The sequence below is a fragment of the Caproiciproducens sp. CPB-2 genome, from assembly GCF_036287215.1.
Taxonomy (GTDB): domain Bacteria; phylum Bacillota; class Clostridia; order Oscillospirales; family Acutalibacteraceae; genus Caproiciproducens.
Window position 1 is genome coordinate 1,866,454 of record NZ_CP142860.1, and the last position, 13,876, is coordinate 1,880,329.

The 13,876-nt window shown below is 52.7% G+C and carries 13 protein-coding genes and 1 other annotated feature; of the genes, 5 read left to right on the forward strand and 8 right to left on the reverse strand.

Going from position 1 to position 13,876, the window contains the following annotated elements; genetic code table 11:
- Position 1 precedes the first annotated feature (1 nt).
- Positions 2 to 1,501, reverse strand: coding sequence for a 4-alpha-glucanotransferase (malQ, locus tag VXK30_RS09295; protein ID WP_275717279.1), 1,500 nt, complete (start codon positions 1,499 to 1,501; stop codon positions 2 to 4).
- 326 nt (positions 1,502 to 1,827) lie between these two features.
- Between malQ and VXK30_RS09300 the strand changes: the two genes are divergently transcribed.
- The 5 genes from VXK30_RS09300 (at position 1,828) to VXK30_RS09320 (ending at position 7,231) form a co-directional block, all read left to right on the forward strand.
- On the forward strand, positions 1,828 to 2,817 hold the full coding sequence (locus tag VXK30_RS09300; RefSeq protein WP_275717277.1) for a LacI family DNA-binding transcriptional regulator: 990 nt from the start codon (positions 1,828 to 1,830) through the stop codon (positions 2,815 to 2,817).
- 50 nt (positions 2,818 to 2,867) lie between these two features.
- Positions 2,868 to 3,081 (forward strand) — a binding site (T-box leader).
- 62 nt (positions 3,082 to 3,143) lie between these two features.
- Positions 3,144 to 4,163 carry a phenylalanine--tRNA ligase subunit alpha gene (gene pheS / locus VXK30_RS09305; RefSeq protein ID WP_275717275.1) on the forward strand — a complete coding sequence of 340 codons (1,020 nt, stop codon included), beginning with the start codon at positions 3,144 to 3,146 and terminating at the stop codon, positions 4,161 to 4,163.
- A gap of 15 nt (positions 4,164 to 4,178) precedes the next feature.
- Positions 4,179 to 6,557 carry a phenylalanine--tRNA ligase subunit beta gene (pheT, locus tag VXK30_RS09310; protein WP_275717273.1) on the forward strand — a complete coding sequence of 793 codons (2,379 nt, stop codon included), beginning with the start codon at positions 4,179 to 4,181 and terminating at the stop codon, positions 6,555 to 6,557.
- 72 nt (positions 6,558 to 6,629) lie between these two features.
- The gene (locus tag VXK30_RS09315) at positions 6,630 to 6,875 is read left to right on the forward strand and encodes an IreB family regulatory phosphoprotein (protein WP_038324264.1); all 246 of its coding nucleotides are present in this window, start codon (positions 6,630 to 6,632) and stop codon (positions 6,873 to 6,875) included.
- A gap of 56 nt (positions 6,876 to 6,931) precedes the next feature.
- Complete coding sequence (locus VXK30_RS09320; RefSeq protein WP_275717271.1) at positions 6,932 to 7,231, forward strand: hypothetical protein; 300 nt, start codon at positions 6,932 to 6,934, stop codon at positions 7,229 to 7,231.
- 50 nt (positions 7,232 to 7,281) lie between these two features.
- Here VXK30_RS09320 and purD read toward each other — a convergent pair whose 3' ends face one another.
- From purD to VXK30_RS09355, 7 genes are all read right to left on the reverse strand, one after another.
- Positions 7,282 to 8,541 (reverse strand): phosphoribosylamine--glycine ligase, encoded by a 1,260-nt coding sequence (purD, locus tag VXK30_RS09325; protein WP_275717269.1) that lies wholly within the window; start codon positions 8,539 to 8,541, stop codon positions 7,282 to 7,284.
- Positions 8,542 to 8,562: 21 nt separating this feature from the next.
- Complete coding sequence (locus VXK30_RS09330; RefSeq protein ID WP_275717267.1) at positions 8,563 to 9,741, reverse strand: phosphoribosylaminoimidazolecarboxamide formyltransferase; 1,179 nt, start codon at positions 9,739 to 9,741, stop codon at positions 8,563 to 8,565.
- A gap of 15 nt (positions 9,742 to 9,756) precedes the next feature.
- Positions 9,757 to 10,464: an IMP cyclohydrolase gene (locus tag VXK30_RS09335; RefSeq protein WP_275717265.1), complete on the reverse strand. Its 708-nt coding sequence runs from the start codon at positions 10,462 to 10,464 to the stop codon at positions 9,757 to 9,759.
- Between the two features lie 2 nt (positions 10,465 to 10,466).
- Positions 10,467 to 11,096, reverse strand: a complete 630-nt coding sequence (purN, locus tag VXK30_RS09340; RefSeq protein WP_275717263.1) for a phosphoribosylglycinamide formyltransferase — start codon at positions 11,094 to 11,096, stop codon at positions 10,467 to 10,469.
- A complete protein-coding gene (gene purM, locus VXK30_RS09345) occupies positions 11,090 to 12,124 on the reverse strand; it encodes a phosphoribosylformylglycinamidine cyclo-ligase (protein ID WP_275717260.1) in 1,035 nt (344 codons plus the stop codon). The genes purN and purM overlap by 7 nt, the downstream gene beginning before the upstream one ends.
- Positions 12,125 to 12,146: 22 nt before the next feature.
- The gene (gene purE, locus VXK30_RS09350; protein ID WP_275717258.1) at positions 12,147 to 12,653 is read right to left on the reverse strand and encodes a 5-(carboxyamino)imidazole ribonucleotide mutase; all 507 of its coding nucleotides are present in this window, start codon (positions 12,651 to 12,653) and stop codon (positions 12,147 to 12,149) included.
- A gap of 302 nt (positions 12,654 to 12,955) precedes the next feature.
- On the reverse strand, positions 12,956 to 13,876 hold the full coding sequence (locus VXK30_RS09355) for an SPFH domain-containing protein (RefSeq protein WP_275717256.1): 921 nt from the start codon (positions 13,874 to 13,876) through the stop codon (positions 12,956 to 12,958).

Genomic DNA, 13,876 nt, shown 5'->3' on the forward strand with positions numbered 1-13,876 from the left:
CCTATCTGCCGTAAATCCTCGCCAAGCTGCAGAGTTCTTTTGAAATTCCGTCGGTAAGCTGACCCTTTTTCAGCCTCCACCGCCAGTTGGACCCTACCGTGGAGGGATAATTCATCCTGGCCCAGCCAGGCAGAAACAGGATATCCTGCGCCTGAAAAATCACCGTATCGGCCACGCTGGCATAGGCGGCGCGAAGAACAGCCCCCGGCAGGTCTTTTCTTCTTTTGACATTGAGGTATTCTTTTGCATACCTGACATTTTTTGCCGGCATCGTGCTGAAAAATTCAACCAGCGTGTCGTTATCGTGCGTTCCCCCGTAAACCACCGTATTGCTTGTATAGTACATTGGGAGATGCTGATTTTTCGGATTCCCGTCAAACGCGAACTGCAGGACTTTCATCCCGGGATATCCGTTGATTTTCAGAAGCTTTTTCACCTGGGGAACAACAACACCCAGATCCTCCGCAATCACCTGCGCTTTTCCGATGGAACCGTTTATCGCGTCCGTCAGTTTGCGCCCCGGACCGGGCTGCCAGCTGCCGCTGACCGCCGTCGTTTCTCCCGCGGGAATGGCATAATACCGGACAATACCGATAAAATGGTCAATCCGGATGACGTCATATCTCTTTGCGGAAAATTTCATCCGTTTTTTCCACCAGTCAAAATGATCATGTTCCATGGCATCCCAGTCATATAAGGGATTCCCCCAGAGCTGTCCTTCTTTCGAAAAAAGATCGGGCGGAACCCCGGCGACCTTCGTCGGCATGCGGCGGGAATCCAGCTGAAAAAGCTCACTGTTTGCCCAGACATCCGCGCTGTCAAGGGCGGCATAAATCGGAATGTCCCCGATCACCCGGATTCCGCGCTGATTCGCATAGGCTTTTACCCGGTTCCACTGCCTGTAAAATGCAAACTGGCAGAATTTCCAGAAATCCATTTCCGCCCTCAGCTTTTCCGAATACCGCTGTACGGCCGCCGGACGGCGGAAGCGGATGTCCTCGGGCCAGAGCAGCCACTCTTTATTTTCAAATTCAAACTTCAAAGCCATATACAGGCAATAATCTTCCAGCCAGTATGCATTTTCTTCACAGAACTGCCCATACTCCGCAGTGTCTGCGTGCCTGCTTCTGGAGAAAGCCGTGCGAAGCACCGCAAACCTGGACTGAAAAAGCGCGGCATAATCCACGCTCTCCTCCTTGCCGCCCCAGAAAAAAGAGCACGCTTCACCGTGCTTCAAAAGCCCTTCTTCCATCAGGATGTCCAGATCGATAAAATACGGGTTTCCCGCAAAAGCGGAAAAGGACTGATAAGGGCTGTCTCCATAGCTGGTAGGGCCGATGGGAAGCACCTGCCAGTATTTCTGTCCGGCATCCTTCAAAAAGTCGATAAACCGAAATGCCTGACTGCCAAACGTCCCGATTCCGTAATCGGAAGGCAGGCTGCTGATTGGGAGTAAAATACCTGAACCGCGGACAAGTTGATTTCTAACTGGCAATTTCATCCACCCCGCTACGAAAAATCACGAAAATATGACAATATAATATCAAAGGATTTTCGGAATGTCAATATGAAAAAAGGAACTCTTCTGTAAGTATTTTCTATTTTTAAGCACAATATTTCGGGACATTTGTTCAATCAAAAATGATAAATAAACCTATAAACAAAAATATTTTTCGTAATTTTTCGTAAAATTATCTCAAAGTCTCAAATTTTTATCTTATTTTATAAAAAATTTGTTTCATATATTTTCCAATTTGAAAATATAACTCTTGAAATAATGCGCGGCCACAGTATATACTGTGGTTGAACAGGAAAAGAGGGATTTCTATGGCTACGATTAAAGACATTGCAGAAAAGCTTGGAATTGCTGTCAGCACCGTATCAAAAGGCTTGAATGGAGCAAACGATATCAGCGAGGAGATGCGCCAGCTGGTGCTGGACACCGCTGTAGAAATGGGATACGCTTCCAAAAAAGTGCAAAAGCTCGGCAAACGCAAGGTCTGCATCCTGGTCGAAAACATGGAATATGAAAACATTGACCAGTTTGGCTATGAAATTGTCGTAGGGTTTAAACTAAGTGCTGCCAGACATCATTGCGACGTAACGGTCATTCCCACAAACCTGAACATGCAGACTCAGGAAAAGTATGATTCCTATATGCTGAAACACGGATACAGCGGTTCGTTTTTGCTGGGATTCGCGCTGCATGACGACTACATCAACCAACTGTACAAAACGTCGGTTCCAACGGTTTTACTGGACAATTGCATCCCCAATAAGCACGTGGGCTACGTCGGCACCGACGGGTATAACGGCATCGACCTCGCGGTCAGGCATCTTTACGAATACGGCCATAAAAACATTGCCTTGCTGAACGGTTCCAAAAACAGTCTGGTGACCAATGAACGCCATCAGGCCTTTATTCAAAGCATGGAACATTATTCACTGAAAGTCAATCCTAATTTAATTGCCAACGGCTACTATGTTCCGGAATGCGCCAAAGATTATGTCGGTTCCTTTATGAAAAACGGGGCGACCGCCATTGTCTGCGCAAGCGACCTGATTGCGGCGGGCGTGATTGCCGAACTGAACCGTCTGGGAAAATGTGTGCCCTTGGATATGAGCGTGATCGGCTTTGACGATCTGCCGATCGCACAGCACCTGACCCCCACCCTGACCACAGTCCGGCAGGACAGGGTCGCGATCGGCAAAAGCGCCTTCATGATGCTGGAGGAACTGATCGGCGGCGTAAGCATCAGCAAAGTTCTGCTGAAACCGGAGCTGATTATACGGAATTCCACGGGAACCTGCCCGTAAAAGAAAGATCCCGCTTGCAATTGACGTGTTAAGGTGTTATATTATGTAGTATTAACACAAGGATAAAGGAAGTAACCTTTTTCTCCGCTTATTCAGAGAGGGCATGTCAGCGGCTGAAAGCATGCCTGTAAGCCTTAAAAGGCGAAGTTCCCTTTGGAGTGGCGCGGCTGAACCTTTTCAGTAGGCTGCGACGGCAGGCACCGTTAAAGGCCGGCGAGTAATCAATTAGGGTGGTACCACGGAGCTTTCGTCTTCGTCCCTTGCCGGGGCGGAGGCGTTTTTTATTGCTGATTCATGTCTGAAAGAATGGAAAGGATGATAACGCTATGAAGCAGGAGCTGGAAGCAATCCGCGAAAAAGCAATGCGCGAATTGGATGAGGCGAAAGGACAGCAGATACTCGAAAATCTGCGTATTAAATATTTGGGAAAAAAGGGAGAACTGACCTCCATTTTAAAACAGATGGGCGGCCTCTCCGCGGAAGAGCGCCCCAAAATCGGCCAGCTGGCCAATGAGGTCCGCGCTTTTATTGAAGCCGATCTGGTCAGGCGCGCCGCGGAACTGAAAGAAGAAGAAACCCAAAAAAGACTTGAAAAAGAGAAAATCGACGTTACGCTGCCGGGCGTCCGCCGGGAGCTTGGCGCAAAGCATCCCCTGAGCATTGAGCTGGACGCGATCAAGGAAATTTTTGTCGGTATGGGCTTTGAGATTGTTGAGGGGCCGGAGGTCGAATACGACTATTATAACTTTGAGGCGCTGAACATTCCGAAGGATCACCCCGCAAGGGATACCCAGGATACTTTCTATATCAACGACAACATTCTGCTGCGTACACAGACCTCGCCGGTGCAGGTAAGGGTCATGGAAAAGCAGAAGCCGCCGATCCGCATCATTTCCCCCGGCAGGGTTTACCGTTCAGACGCGGTTGACGCCACGCACTCCCCTCTGTTCCATCAGATTGAGGGCCTGGTGGTTGACAAGGGAATTACCTTTGCAGATTTGAAGGGAACTCTTGAAACCTTTGTAAAGCGTATGTACGGCGAGGACTCCGTAGTACGGTTCCGGCCGCACCACTTCCCCTTTACCGAACCTTCCGCCGAAGTGGATGTACAGTGCTTCAACTGTCACGGCGAAGGCTGCCGCCTCTGCAAGGGCGAAGGCTGGATTGAAATCCTCGGCTGCGGCATGGTACACCCGAAGGTGCTTTCCAACTGCGGGATCGACCCGGAAGTCTACAGCGGCTTTGCGCTGGGCATGGGCCTGGAACGCGTAGTCATGAGGAAATACAGCATTGACGATCTGCGCCTGTTTTATGAAAACGACGTCAGATTCCTGAAGCAATTTTAAGGGGGATGCAGAACAATGAATCTTTCAATGAGATGGTTAAAAGAATTCGTAACGCTTGACGATATGCCGATCCGCGATTTTACAGAAGCGATGACCATGAGCGGCTCCAAGGTCGAAGGCTGGGAGACCGAAGGCAGTGAAATTGAAAACGTAATCATCGGGAAGGTGCTTTCTCTGGAAAAGCATCCGGACTCCGACCATTTATGGATTACCAAGATCGACACCGGTTCCGGGGAACCGATTCAAATCGTTACCGGTGCGCAGAATTTAAAGGTCGGCGACCTGGTGCCGGTCGCAATGGACAATTCTCTTCTGCCCGGCAGCAAAAAAATCAAAAAGGGCAAGCTTCGCGGCGTGGAAAGCAACGGAATGCTCTGTTCCCTCAGCGAGCTGGGGCTGACAAAGCACGACTTTCCCTACGCGATTGAAGACGGCATTTTCGTGATACAGGAGGACTGCGCGCTTGGCGAACCTGTGTGCAAGGCGATTGGGTTCGACGACACAAAAGTCGAATTTGAAATTACATCCAACAGACCGGACTGCTTTTCCGTGATCGGCCTTGCCCGGGAAGCGGCGGCGACCTTCCACAAGCCCTTCAGCATACACACGCCGGCCGTAAAGGCGGGGCACGGCTCCTGTAAGGGGATGCTCGACGTAAAGGTAGAGGCTCCGGATTTATGCTCCATTTACTCGGCCCGCGTGGTCAAGAACGTCCGCGTGAAGCCCTCCCCGCGCTGGATGCGCGAAAGGCTGCGCGCCATGGGCGTGCGCCCGATCAACAACATCGTCGATATCACAAACTATGTCATGCTTGAATACGGCCAGCCGATGCACTCCTTTGACCTGCGTTTTATTGACGAGGGCAAAATTCGAGTGCGCCGCGCGCAGGACGGGGAAACCATCACCACGCTGGACGGCGTCGACCATAAGCTGACCGCGAAGAATCTGGTGATCGCGGACGCCCATAAGCCGATTGCCATCGCCGGAGTGATGGGCGGCGAATACAGCGGAATCGTCGACGACACCACCACGATTGTGTTTGAGTCGGCATGCTTCAACGGCGTTTCCGTGCGCACGACCGCCAGGGATCAGGGCATGAGAACCGACGCGTCCTCCCGCTATGAAAAGGGCTTGGACCCCAACAACTGCCTTCCCGCGCTGGAGCGCGCCTGTGAACTGGTGGAGCTGCTGGACGCCGGCGACGTGCTTGACGACAGGATTGTTGACGACCACTCCTCCGGCGAACGCACCAGAATCCATCTGGACGCGGACTGGATCAACCGCTTCCTGGATATTCAGCTGACCGAGGATGAGATGAAAGCGATCCTGAGCAAGCTGGATTGCGAATTCGACGGCGACGATATTCTGGCGCCGACCTTCCGCCCCGATTTGCAGCACAAAGCCGACATTGCCGAAGAAATCGCAAGATTTTACGGTTACAATAAGATTCCGGGCACTGCGCTGGGCGGCGGCGCACAGGGGAAATATTCCGCAAGGCAAAAATTCGAGCGCACTATCAACGACACCATGCTCGCGCTGGGCGCCAGCGAGATCATGACGTATTCGTTCATCAGCCCGAAATACTACGATAAAATCTTAATGCCGGCCAGCTCCCCGCTGCGCAAATCCATCACTATTTCCAATCCGCTTGGCGAGGATACCAGCATCATGCGTACCACGGCCCTTCCCTCCATGCTGGAAGTCCTTTCGCGCAACTATAACAACAGGAATGCGGACGCGTGCCTGTTCGAGCTTGCCAGCGAGTATATCCCGACTTCGGAGGACAAACTGCCGATTGAAAAAACCAATCTGGTCGTCGGGATGTACGGCAATCACGCCGATTACTTTACGGCGAAAGGAATGGCTGAGCAGATTTTGGAAAAACTTTGCGTATACGGCTGGGAAATCGAGGCTTCTTCCGAAGAGCCCAGCTATCACCCTGGGCGCTGCGCCGTGCTGAGCATTGACGGAAAACGCCTGGGCGTGATCGGGGAAATCCATCCGAAGGTCGCTGAAAATTACGGCATCAGCGACAGGGTTTACTGCTTTTCGCTGGATGCGGACAAGATGTATGAGTACGCGAAATCCGAAAAAACGTATACTCCCCTTCCGAAATTCCCCGCCGTGACCCGCGACCTCGCTCTTCTCTGCGACGACGGCACTCCCGTGCTGACGCTTGAAAAGGCAATTATCCGCGGCGCTGGAAATCTGCTGGAAAAAATCAAGCTCTTTGACGTTTATAAAGGAGAGCAAATCGATTCCAGCAAGAAGAGCGTTGCGTTCAGCATTACCCTGCGTTCTGCAGACAGCACGCTGACGGATGAGCGCATTGCCGGAACGATGAAAAAAGTCATGAAGGAACTTGAAAAGGCCGGTGCTATTTTACGTTCATAGGCTTCTGTTCGCAAATTAGTTCTTGAAATTATTGTATGTATGTTGTATGATGTCAGTATCGGAGGTGTTTCCATGCTTGATAAAACGATGACCTTTTCGCTCGGCACCGACCGTGAAGAGGATATTAAAAAAACACTCACCCTGGTGTATGATGCTTTGAAAGAAAAGGGATACAATCCCATCAGCCAGATTGTCGGCTACATTCTTTCCGAGGATCCGACTTATATCACGACACACAATAACGCCCGCAGCCTGATTCGCAGAATCGACCGCGATGAATTGCTGCAGGTATTGTTGAAATCCTATTTGGGTGAGTAAATCACGCACTGTTACAGAAGCACTTATGAATTGAACAGAAGGAGGACGACACACGAATGAATGATGCAGACGAAAGCACACCTCAGTTCCCTACCTACAAGGGCAAGCCGTTGGTGCGCTGTGGTGATGTGATTTATTACGGAAGCATGCAGGATAAATACGTTGTAAAGCTTGAAATAAAGAGCAAAAAAAAGGTTCAGGATCTTGACGTTGCGGACCGGGTCACCATACAGCTGATGTATACGGATCAGAACATCCGCTCACGCAAACAGATTGTAAAATCCAGTGAAAAGCCCGGGCTTTACCTTGCAATGGATATTGCGGACGCCTGGCTGACCAGGGCGCTTGCAGAATAGATCATATAATAAAAGACGATACGGAAAATTCCGTATCGTCTTTTTTGTGCCTATTTTCCGATATCCCGCCGGTAATGAGCGCCCTCAAACCGGATTTTGCCGACGCAGGCATAAGCCTTTTCAAGTGCCTCGTCCAAAGTGCCGCCCAGCGCGGTGACCCCCAGCACGCGGCCGCCGTTGGTGTAGAACCGACGGTCCCGGTACAGCGTTCCCGCGTGGTAGACGGTGGCGCCCTCCACCTGGCCGTAATCGTCAAGGCCGGAAATTTCGAGCCCTTTGGCATAGCTTCCGGGATATCCGCCGGAAGCCATCACGACACAGGCACAGGCTTCCTGGCTCCATTCGATCGGCTGGGAGTCCAGCCGATCGTCGACGACAGCCTCCAGAATCTCTACGAAATCGGTTTTCAGCCGTGGCAGGACCACCTGTGTTTCCGGATCGCCGAAACGGGAATTGTATTCGATCACCTTCGGCCCGTCCTTCGTCAGCATCAGACCGAAATACAGGCATCCCTTGAACGTCCTGCCTTCCCGGTTCATCGCCTCTACGGTCGGCAGGAAGATGGTTTTCATGCACAGCTCCGCCATTTCTTCGGAGTAATACGGGTTCGGGCTGATCGTGCCCATTCCGCCGGTATTCAGGCCCTTGTCCCCGTCCAGCGCGCGCTTGTGGTCTTTGGAGGAAACCATCGGTTTCAGGCATTTTCCGTCCGTGAACGCCAGAACCGAAACTTCCGGCCCGGTGATAAATTCCTCCACCACCACCCGGTTGCCGGAGGCGCCGAACACCTTATCCTCCATGATGGTTTTTACCGCGGCGTGCGCCTCGTGGTCATCGGCGGCTATGATCACGCCCTTTCCCAGCGCAAGGCCGTCCGCTTTGATAACGATGGGATATTGGTTATTTGCCCGGATATATTCTATCGCGGCATGCGGGTCGTCAAAGACCTCATATTCCGCGGTGGGAATATGGTATTTTTTCATTAAATCCTTGGAGAACACCTTGCTGCTTTCAATCACAGCCGCGTTGGCGCGAGGGCCGAACGCACGGATTCCCGCCGATTCCAGCGCGTCCACCATCCCGGCGGCAAGCGGATCGTCGGGAGCGACAAAGACCAGACCGATCCGGTTCTCCTTTGCAAACCGGACCACTCCGTCGATATCCGTTACCGGGATATCCACACACTCGGCGTCCCGTGAAATTCCGCCGTTGCCGGGAGCGCAATAAACCTTCTCCACCTTTGGGCTTTCCTTGATTTTGCGCACAATGGTATGCTCGCGGCCTCCCCCGCCGATGACCAGTATCTTCATATTATCCGCTCCTACGTCTTATTAATGGTGGAACAGCCTGATGCCGGTAAAGGCCATGGCGATTCCATATTTGTTGCAGGTATCAATGACATTGTCGTCGCGGATGGAACCGCCCGGCTGCGCGATATATTTTACGCCGCTTTTGTGAGCGCGCTCAATATTGTCCCCGAACGGGAAAAAGGCGTCCGAACCCAGCGCGACATCCGTCAACGTATCCAGCCAGGCACGTTTTTCCTCACGGGTAAGCGCTTCTGGCTTCTGTGCAAAGAAGTTCTCCCAAATTCCGTCCGCCAGAACGTCCATGTAATCGTCGGAAAGATACACATCAATGGTATTGTCGCGGTCGGGGCGGCGGATTCCTTCCTTAAATTTTAACCCAAGCACCTTTGGGTGCTGGCGTAAATACCAGGTGTCCGCCTTATTTCCCGCCAGCCGGGTGCAGTGAATGCGGGACTGCTGCCCCGCGCCTACACCGATCACCTGCCCGCCTTTGGCGTAGCAGACGGAGTTGGACTGCGTGTATTTCAGGGTGATCAGGGAAATCAGCAGATCGCGCTTCGCACTTTCGGGAATTTCCCGATTTTCCGTTATGACATTGGAAAGCATGTCATTGTCGATCAGGATTTCATTTCTGCCCTGCTCAAACGTAATGCCGAAAACGTCCTTATGCTCGACAGGAGCGGGCCTGTAGTCCGGCTGAATCGAGACAATGTTGTAGCCGCCCTTGCGCTTGGATTTCAAAATGGCAAGCGCTTCTTCCGTATAGCCCGGAGCAATGATCCCGTCCGAAACCTCGCGCGCGATCAAGGTCGCCGTTTCCCTGTCGCAGATGTCGGACAGGGCGATCCAGTCGCCGTAGGAAGACATTCTGTCCGCCCCCCTGGCCATGGCATATGCGCTGGCCAGCGGAGAAAGCGCAAGATCGTCAACAAAATAAATCTTTTTCAGCGTGTCGGAAAGCTCGCACGCGACCGCGGCGCCCGCGGGGCTGACATGCTTAAAAGAGGCGGCGGCGGGAAGCCCCACGGCGGCCTTCAGCTCTTTGACCAGCTGCCAGCTGTTGAAGGCGTCCAGAAAATTGATATAGCCCGGCTTTCCGTTCAGCACCTCGATCGGCAGTTCGCCGCCATCCTGCATGAAAATGCGCGACGGCTTCTGATTCGGATTGCAGCCGTATTTTAAAGGTAGTTCATTTGACATTTCAGCGCCCTCCTGTTAATCGTGATTTTTATTGATGATTCTGGTTTCCGTCAGCCCGGTTTTCAAGTTGACGAAACGGGTAAACAGGGAGACTTTGTTCTCCTCAAACAGGCTTTTCCAGAGCTTCTGCGTAAAGCGGTCAATCTCACCGGAAATTTCGACCGGCGTCGGCTCGCCCTCAAAGGAAGGAAGCGGATTGCCGTCCCCCCGGTAAGTATGGATAAAATGCCCTTCCCCGCTGACCGGCGAGGAATATTCATAGAAAAAGCGCTGTGCAGAGACCGGATTTCCGTTTGCGCTTTTCAGAATGGACAGCCGGTAGCTTCCGTCCGCTTCCACGATACCGGAAACACGGGGCGTAAAATTCGGCCCGTCCGGTTCAAAGGTACGCGTGCGCAGAGCGGACTCAAAGGTTTTTCCCGCCTCTAAAAATTCATAGACCGTATCGGTCTGGTCCCCGTTTGTCACAATGGTGGTCCCGCCGAAAACCCTGACCGGCGAATAGATAATCAGCGAAGGGTCGCTCAGCTTTTCCGGGTCGAACGCCTGTGTGCGGATTCCTTCGCCGTCCTCCACAAAAACGCGGTTGCGGCTGTTTTCACTGCGCCCCATGATAAAATAGGCGATCACGGCGTTTTGACCGTCCTCGCTCCTGCCGAGAATGATTCCGCGCCCCGGGTACCTGTTGGATGCCAGATTGCTTTCGATATTCTGTATTTCCATGCTCAGTCCTCCTTAATGACGGTTCTTCCGTCAGCCACTTCAATCCTGCCTTCGCAGAACAGCGAAACCGCTTTGGGCAGCAGCTTCCATTCCGCCTGCTCCATCACCCTGCGCTGGAGGATTTCCGGCGTATCGCCCGGCAGAACCTCCACCGCCTTTTGCAGAATAATCGGCCCGCCGTCGCAGACCTCGTTGACAAAATGCACGGTCGCCCCCGTTACCCTGACTCCCTTCGCAAGCGCAGCCTCATGGACCTTCAGCCCATAGAAGCCTTCTCCGCAGAAGGAAGGAATCAAAGCCGGATGGACATTGATAATTCTGTTTTCATAGTGCCGGACAACCTTTTCACTGATAATGGTCATAAAGCCCGCAAGGACGACCAGATCGATTTCGTACCGGCTCAGGATTTCCAGAAGGGAACGGTCGTAGTCCTCCTGCGCCGCAAAGCTCTTTCGGAGCAGGATTTCCGTAGGAATGCCCGCCTTTTCCGCGCGCTGCAAGGCAAAAGCATCCGCCCTGCCGGAGATGACAAGCGCAAGCTTTCCGCCGCTGAGCTCGGACCGGTTCCGGGCGTCAATCAGCGCCTGCAGATTTGTTCCGCCGCCGGAAACCAGAACAGCGATGTTCAGCATAGGATGACACCTTCCCCGCCGGAAACCACGCTTCCGATCACATAGGCGTGCTCGCCCATGGAATTCAGTTCGGCGACCGCGGTATTGGCATGCTCTTTGGAAACAACCATGCACATGCCGATCCCCATGTTGAAGGTGTTGTACATTTCGCGCTCCGGGATATTTCCCTGCCTCTGCATCATGGAAAAAACCGGCAGCTTCGGCAGGGAGGCCAGCTCGATTTCAGCCGTCGTGCCGGGCTTGAGCATACGCGGGATATTTTCAAAGAATCCGCCGCCCGTAATGTGGGAAACCGCTTTGATGCCGACCTTTTCCATCAGCGCCAGAACCGGCTTCACATAAATTTTAGTCGGGGTCAGAAGCTCTTCCCCAAGGGTATGGCCAAATTCATTGATCTGCATATTGATATTTTTCTCGCTGATATTGAAGATTTTACGCACCAGAGAAAAGCCGTTGGAATGAACGCCGGATGACTGCAGCCCGACGATTGCGTCGCCAATCTTAATTTTGGACCCGTCGATGATGCGGTCCCTGTCGACCATCCCGACGGAGAAACCCGCCAGGTCGTATTCATCCATAGGATAAAAGCCGGGCATTTCCGCCGTTTCCCCGCCGACCAGCGCGCAGCCGGACTGCACGCAGCCGTCCGCGACGCCCGATACGATCTGCGCAATCTTTTCCGGATAGTTTTTCCCTACCGCGAGATAATCCAGGAAAAAGAGCGGCGTTGCCCCGCAGCAAACGACGTCGTTGACGCACATTGCCACACAGTCGATCCCGATCGTGTCATGCTTGTCCATTAAAAAAGCGATTTTCAGCTTTGTGCCCACGCCGTCCGTGCCGCTTACAAAAACCGGCGTCTTCATCCCGGAAAAATCCGGCTGGAACAACCCGCCGAAGCCGCCGATTCCCGAAACCACGCCCGGTATTTTGGTGCGGGCCACATGGTTCTTCATCAATTCGACCGCTTTATATCCGGCGGTAACGTCGACTCCGGCCGCTTTATAACTTTCGCTGAAACTTTTCATGTCCGATCCTCCCAATATTTTCTCACAGTTCCTGAACCTTCGCCTGCAGCGCCTCATCTTTCTTCGCAACACCCTCCGCCATTGCCTGTTTCATTTCCCGCAGCTTTGCGGCCAGCGTTTCGTCCGAAAGGGCCAGCATCTGCGCCGCAAGAATCGCGGCGTTATCCGCGCCGTCAATCGCCACGGTGGCAACCGGAATCCCGCTCGGCATCTGCACCGTCGCCAAGAGGGCGTCAAGCCCGTCAAGAGTGGAGGACTTGACCGGAATGCCGATGACCGGCAGGGTGGTGTGCGCGGCAAGCACGCCCGCCAGATGCGCCGCTTTCCCCGCCGCCGCAATGATTACCCCGAATCCGTTCTCAGCGGCGGAACGGGAAAATCCCGCAGCCGCCTGCGGCGTTCTGTGCGCGGACATCACATGAACTTCCATCGGGATTCCAAACGCTTTCAGCCGCTTCACAGCAGCCGAGACGACCGGGAAATCACTGTCGCTTCCCATGATGATCGCTACTTTTTTATCTGCCATCATTACACTCTCCTGTTTCCGTCGGTCCGGAGCAATAAAAAACAGGCTGCACCATGAGATGGCACAGCCTGAAGCCATTATAACATCCGGAATATTGGCGCAGCTTGACAGTAAACAATTCCAGTTCCCATTAACCTACGAACGGAAGATACTGTCATTGCATTTCCCTCCGACAACACATAATGTATCTATTGTAGGTGATTCCGACAATAAATTCAATAGCTGAATCAGCCAAAAATTTTTTTTGTACAGTTATCACGCGCAGGGCGGCTTACCGTATTGTAATTTGTATAGTATGACCCGGCTTATTCTGCAGCGGCGCCGGCATCACTCGCCACCAGTTCCTTCAGAGATGTGGCAAGGCCCGCAAAAGACTGGATGTTGGACGGAATAATAATCTTCATGGCTTTTCCGTCCGCGGCCTTTTCAAACGCTTCCAGACTCTTGAGCGCAATGACGCTGTCGCCCGGATTAGCCTCGTTCAGAAGCTTGATACTGTCCGCATAGGCCTGCTGTACCAGCATGATCGCCTGCGCTTCGCCCTGCGCCTCACGGATTTTTGTCTCCTTTTCCGCATCCGCGCGCAGAATCGCGGATTCCTTTTCGCCTTCCGCAATCAGGATGGCGCTGCGCTTTTCACCTTCCGCGGTCAGAATCTGGGCACGGCGCTCACGCTCAGCCTTCATCTGCTTCTCCATGGACTCCTGAATCTCCCTCGGCGGAATGATGTTTTTCAGTTCCACGCGGTTGACTTTGATGCCCCACGCATCGGTTGCCTCGTCAAGGATCGTGCGGATTTTCGTATTGATGACGTCGCGGGAGGTCAACGTATGGTCCAGCTCCAGATCGCCGATAATGTTTCTCAGCGTGGTGGCGGACAGGTTTTCGATCGCGGAAATCGGCCGCTCCACACCGTAGGCATAGAGCTTCGCGTCGGAAACCTGAAAATACACGACGGTGTCGATCTGCATGGTGACGTTATCCTTTGTGATAACGGGCTGCGGCGGGAAATCAATGACCTGTTCCTTTAAAGAAACCCTTTTTGAGATTTTGTCGATAAACGGGATTTTAAAGTGAAGGCCGGTCGTCCAGGTGCTGTTATAAGCGCCGAGACGTTCCACCACATACACGTGCGCCTGAGGCACGACCTTGATATTGCTGATTAAGATAATAAGAACAATAATTGCAAGCGCAACCAGAAAGATAGCTGCCAGATTGATTCCCAT

Excerpts from the sequence above, each read along its gene's own strand:
- malQ (WP_275717279.1), bottom strand. The coding sequence starts at position 1,501 with ATGAAATTGCCAGTTAGAAATCAACTTGTCCGCGGTTCAGGTATTTTA.
- VXK30_RS09300 (WP_275717277.1), top strand. The coding sequence starts at position 1,828 with ATGGCTACGATTAAAGACATTGCAGAAAAGCTTGGAATTGCTGTCAGC.
- pheS (WP_275717275.1), top strand. The coding sequence starts at position 3,144 with ATGAAGCAGGAGCTGGAAGCAATCCGCGAAAAAGCAATGCGCGAATTG.
- pheT (WP_275717273.1), top strand. The coding sequence starts at position 4,179 with ATGAATCTTTCAATGAGATGGTTAAAAGAATTCGTAACGCTTGACGAT.
- VXK30_RS09315 (WP_038324264.1), top strand. The coding sequence starts at position 6,630 with ATGCTTGATAAAACGATGACCTTTTCGCTCGGCACCGACCGTGAAGAG.
- VXK30_RS09320 (WP_275717271.1), top strand. The coding sequence starts at position 6,932 with ATGAATGATGCAGACGAAAGCACACCTCAGTTCCCTACCTACAAGGGC.
- purD (WP_275717269.1), bottom strand. The coding sequence starts at position 8,541 with ATGAAGATACTGGTCATCGGCGGGGGAGGCCGCGAGCATACCATTGTG.
- VXK30_RS09330 (WP_275717267.1), bottom strand. The coding sequence starts at position 9,741 with ATGTCAAATGAACTACCTTTAAAATACGGCTGCAATCCGAATCAGAAG.
- VXK30_RS09335 (WP_275717265.1), bottom strand. The coding sequence starts at position 10,464 with ATGGAAATACAGAATATCGAAAGCAATCTGGCATCCAACAGGTACCCG.
- purN (WP_275717263.1), bottom strand. The coding sequence starts at position 11,096 with ATGCTGAACATCGCTGTTCTGGTTTCCGGCGGCGGAACAAATCTGCAG.
- purM (WP_275717260.1), bottom strand. The coding sequence starts at position 12,124 with ATGAAAAGTTTCAGCGAAAGTTATAAAGCGGCCGGAGTCGACGTTACC.
- purE (WP_275717258.1), bottom strand. The coding sequence starts at position 12,653 with ATGATGGCAGATAAAAAAGTAGCGATCATCATGGGAAGCGACAGTGAT.
- VXK30_RS09355 (WP_275717256.1), bottom strand. The coding sequence starts at position 13,876 with ATGGGAATCAATCTGGCAGCTATCTTTCTGGTTGCGCTTGCAATTATT.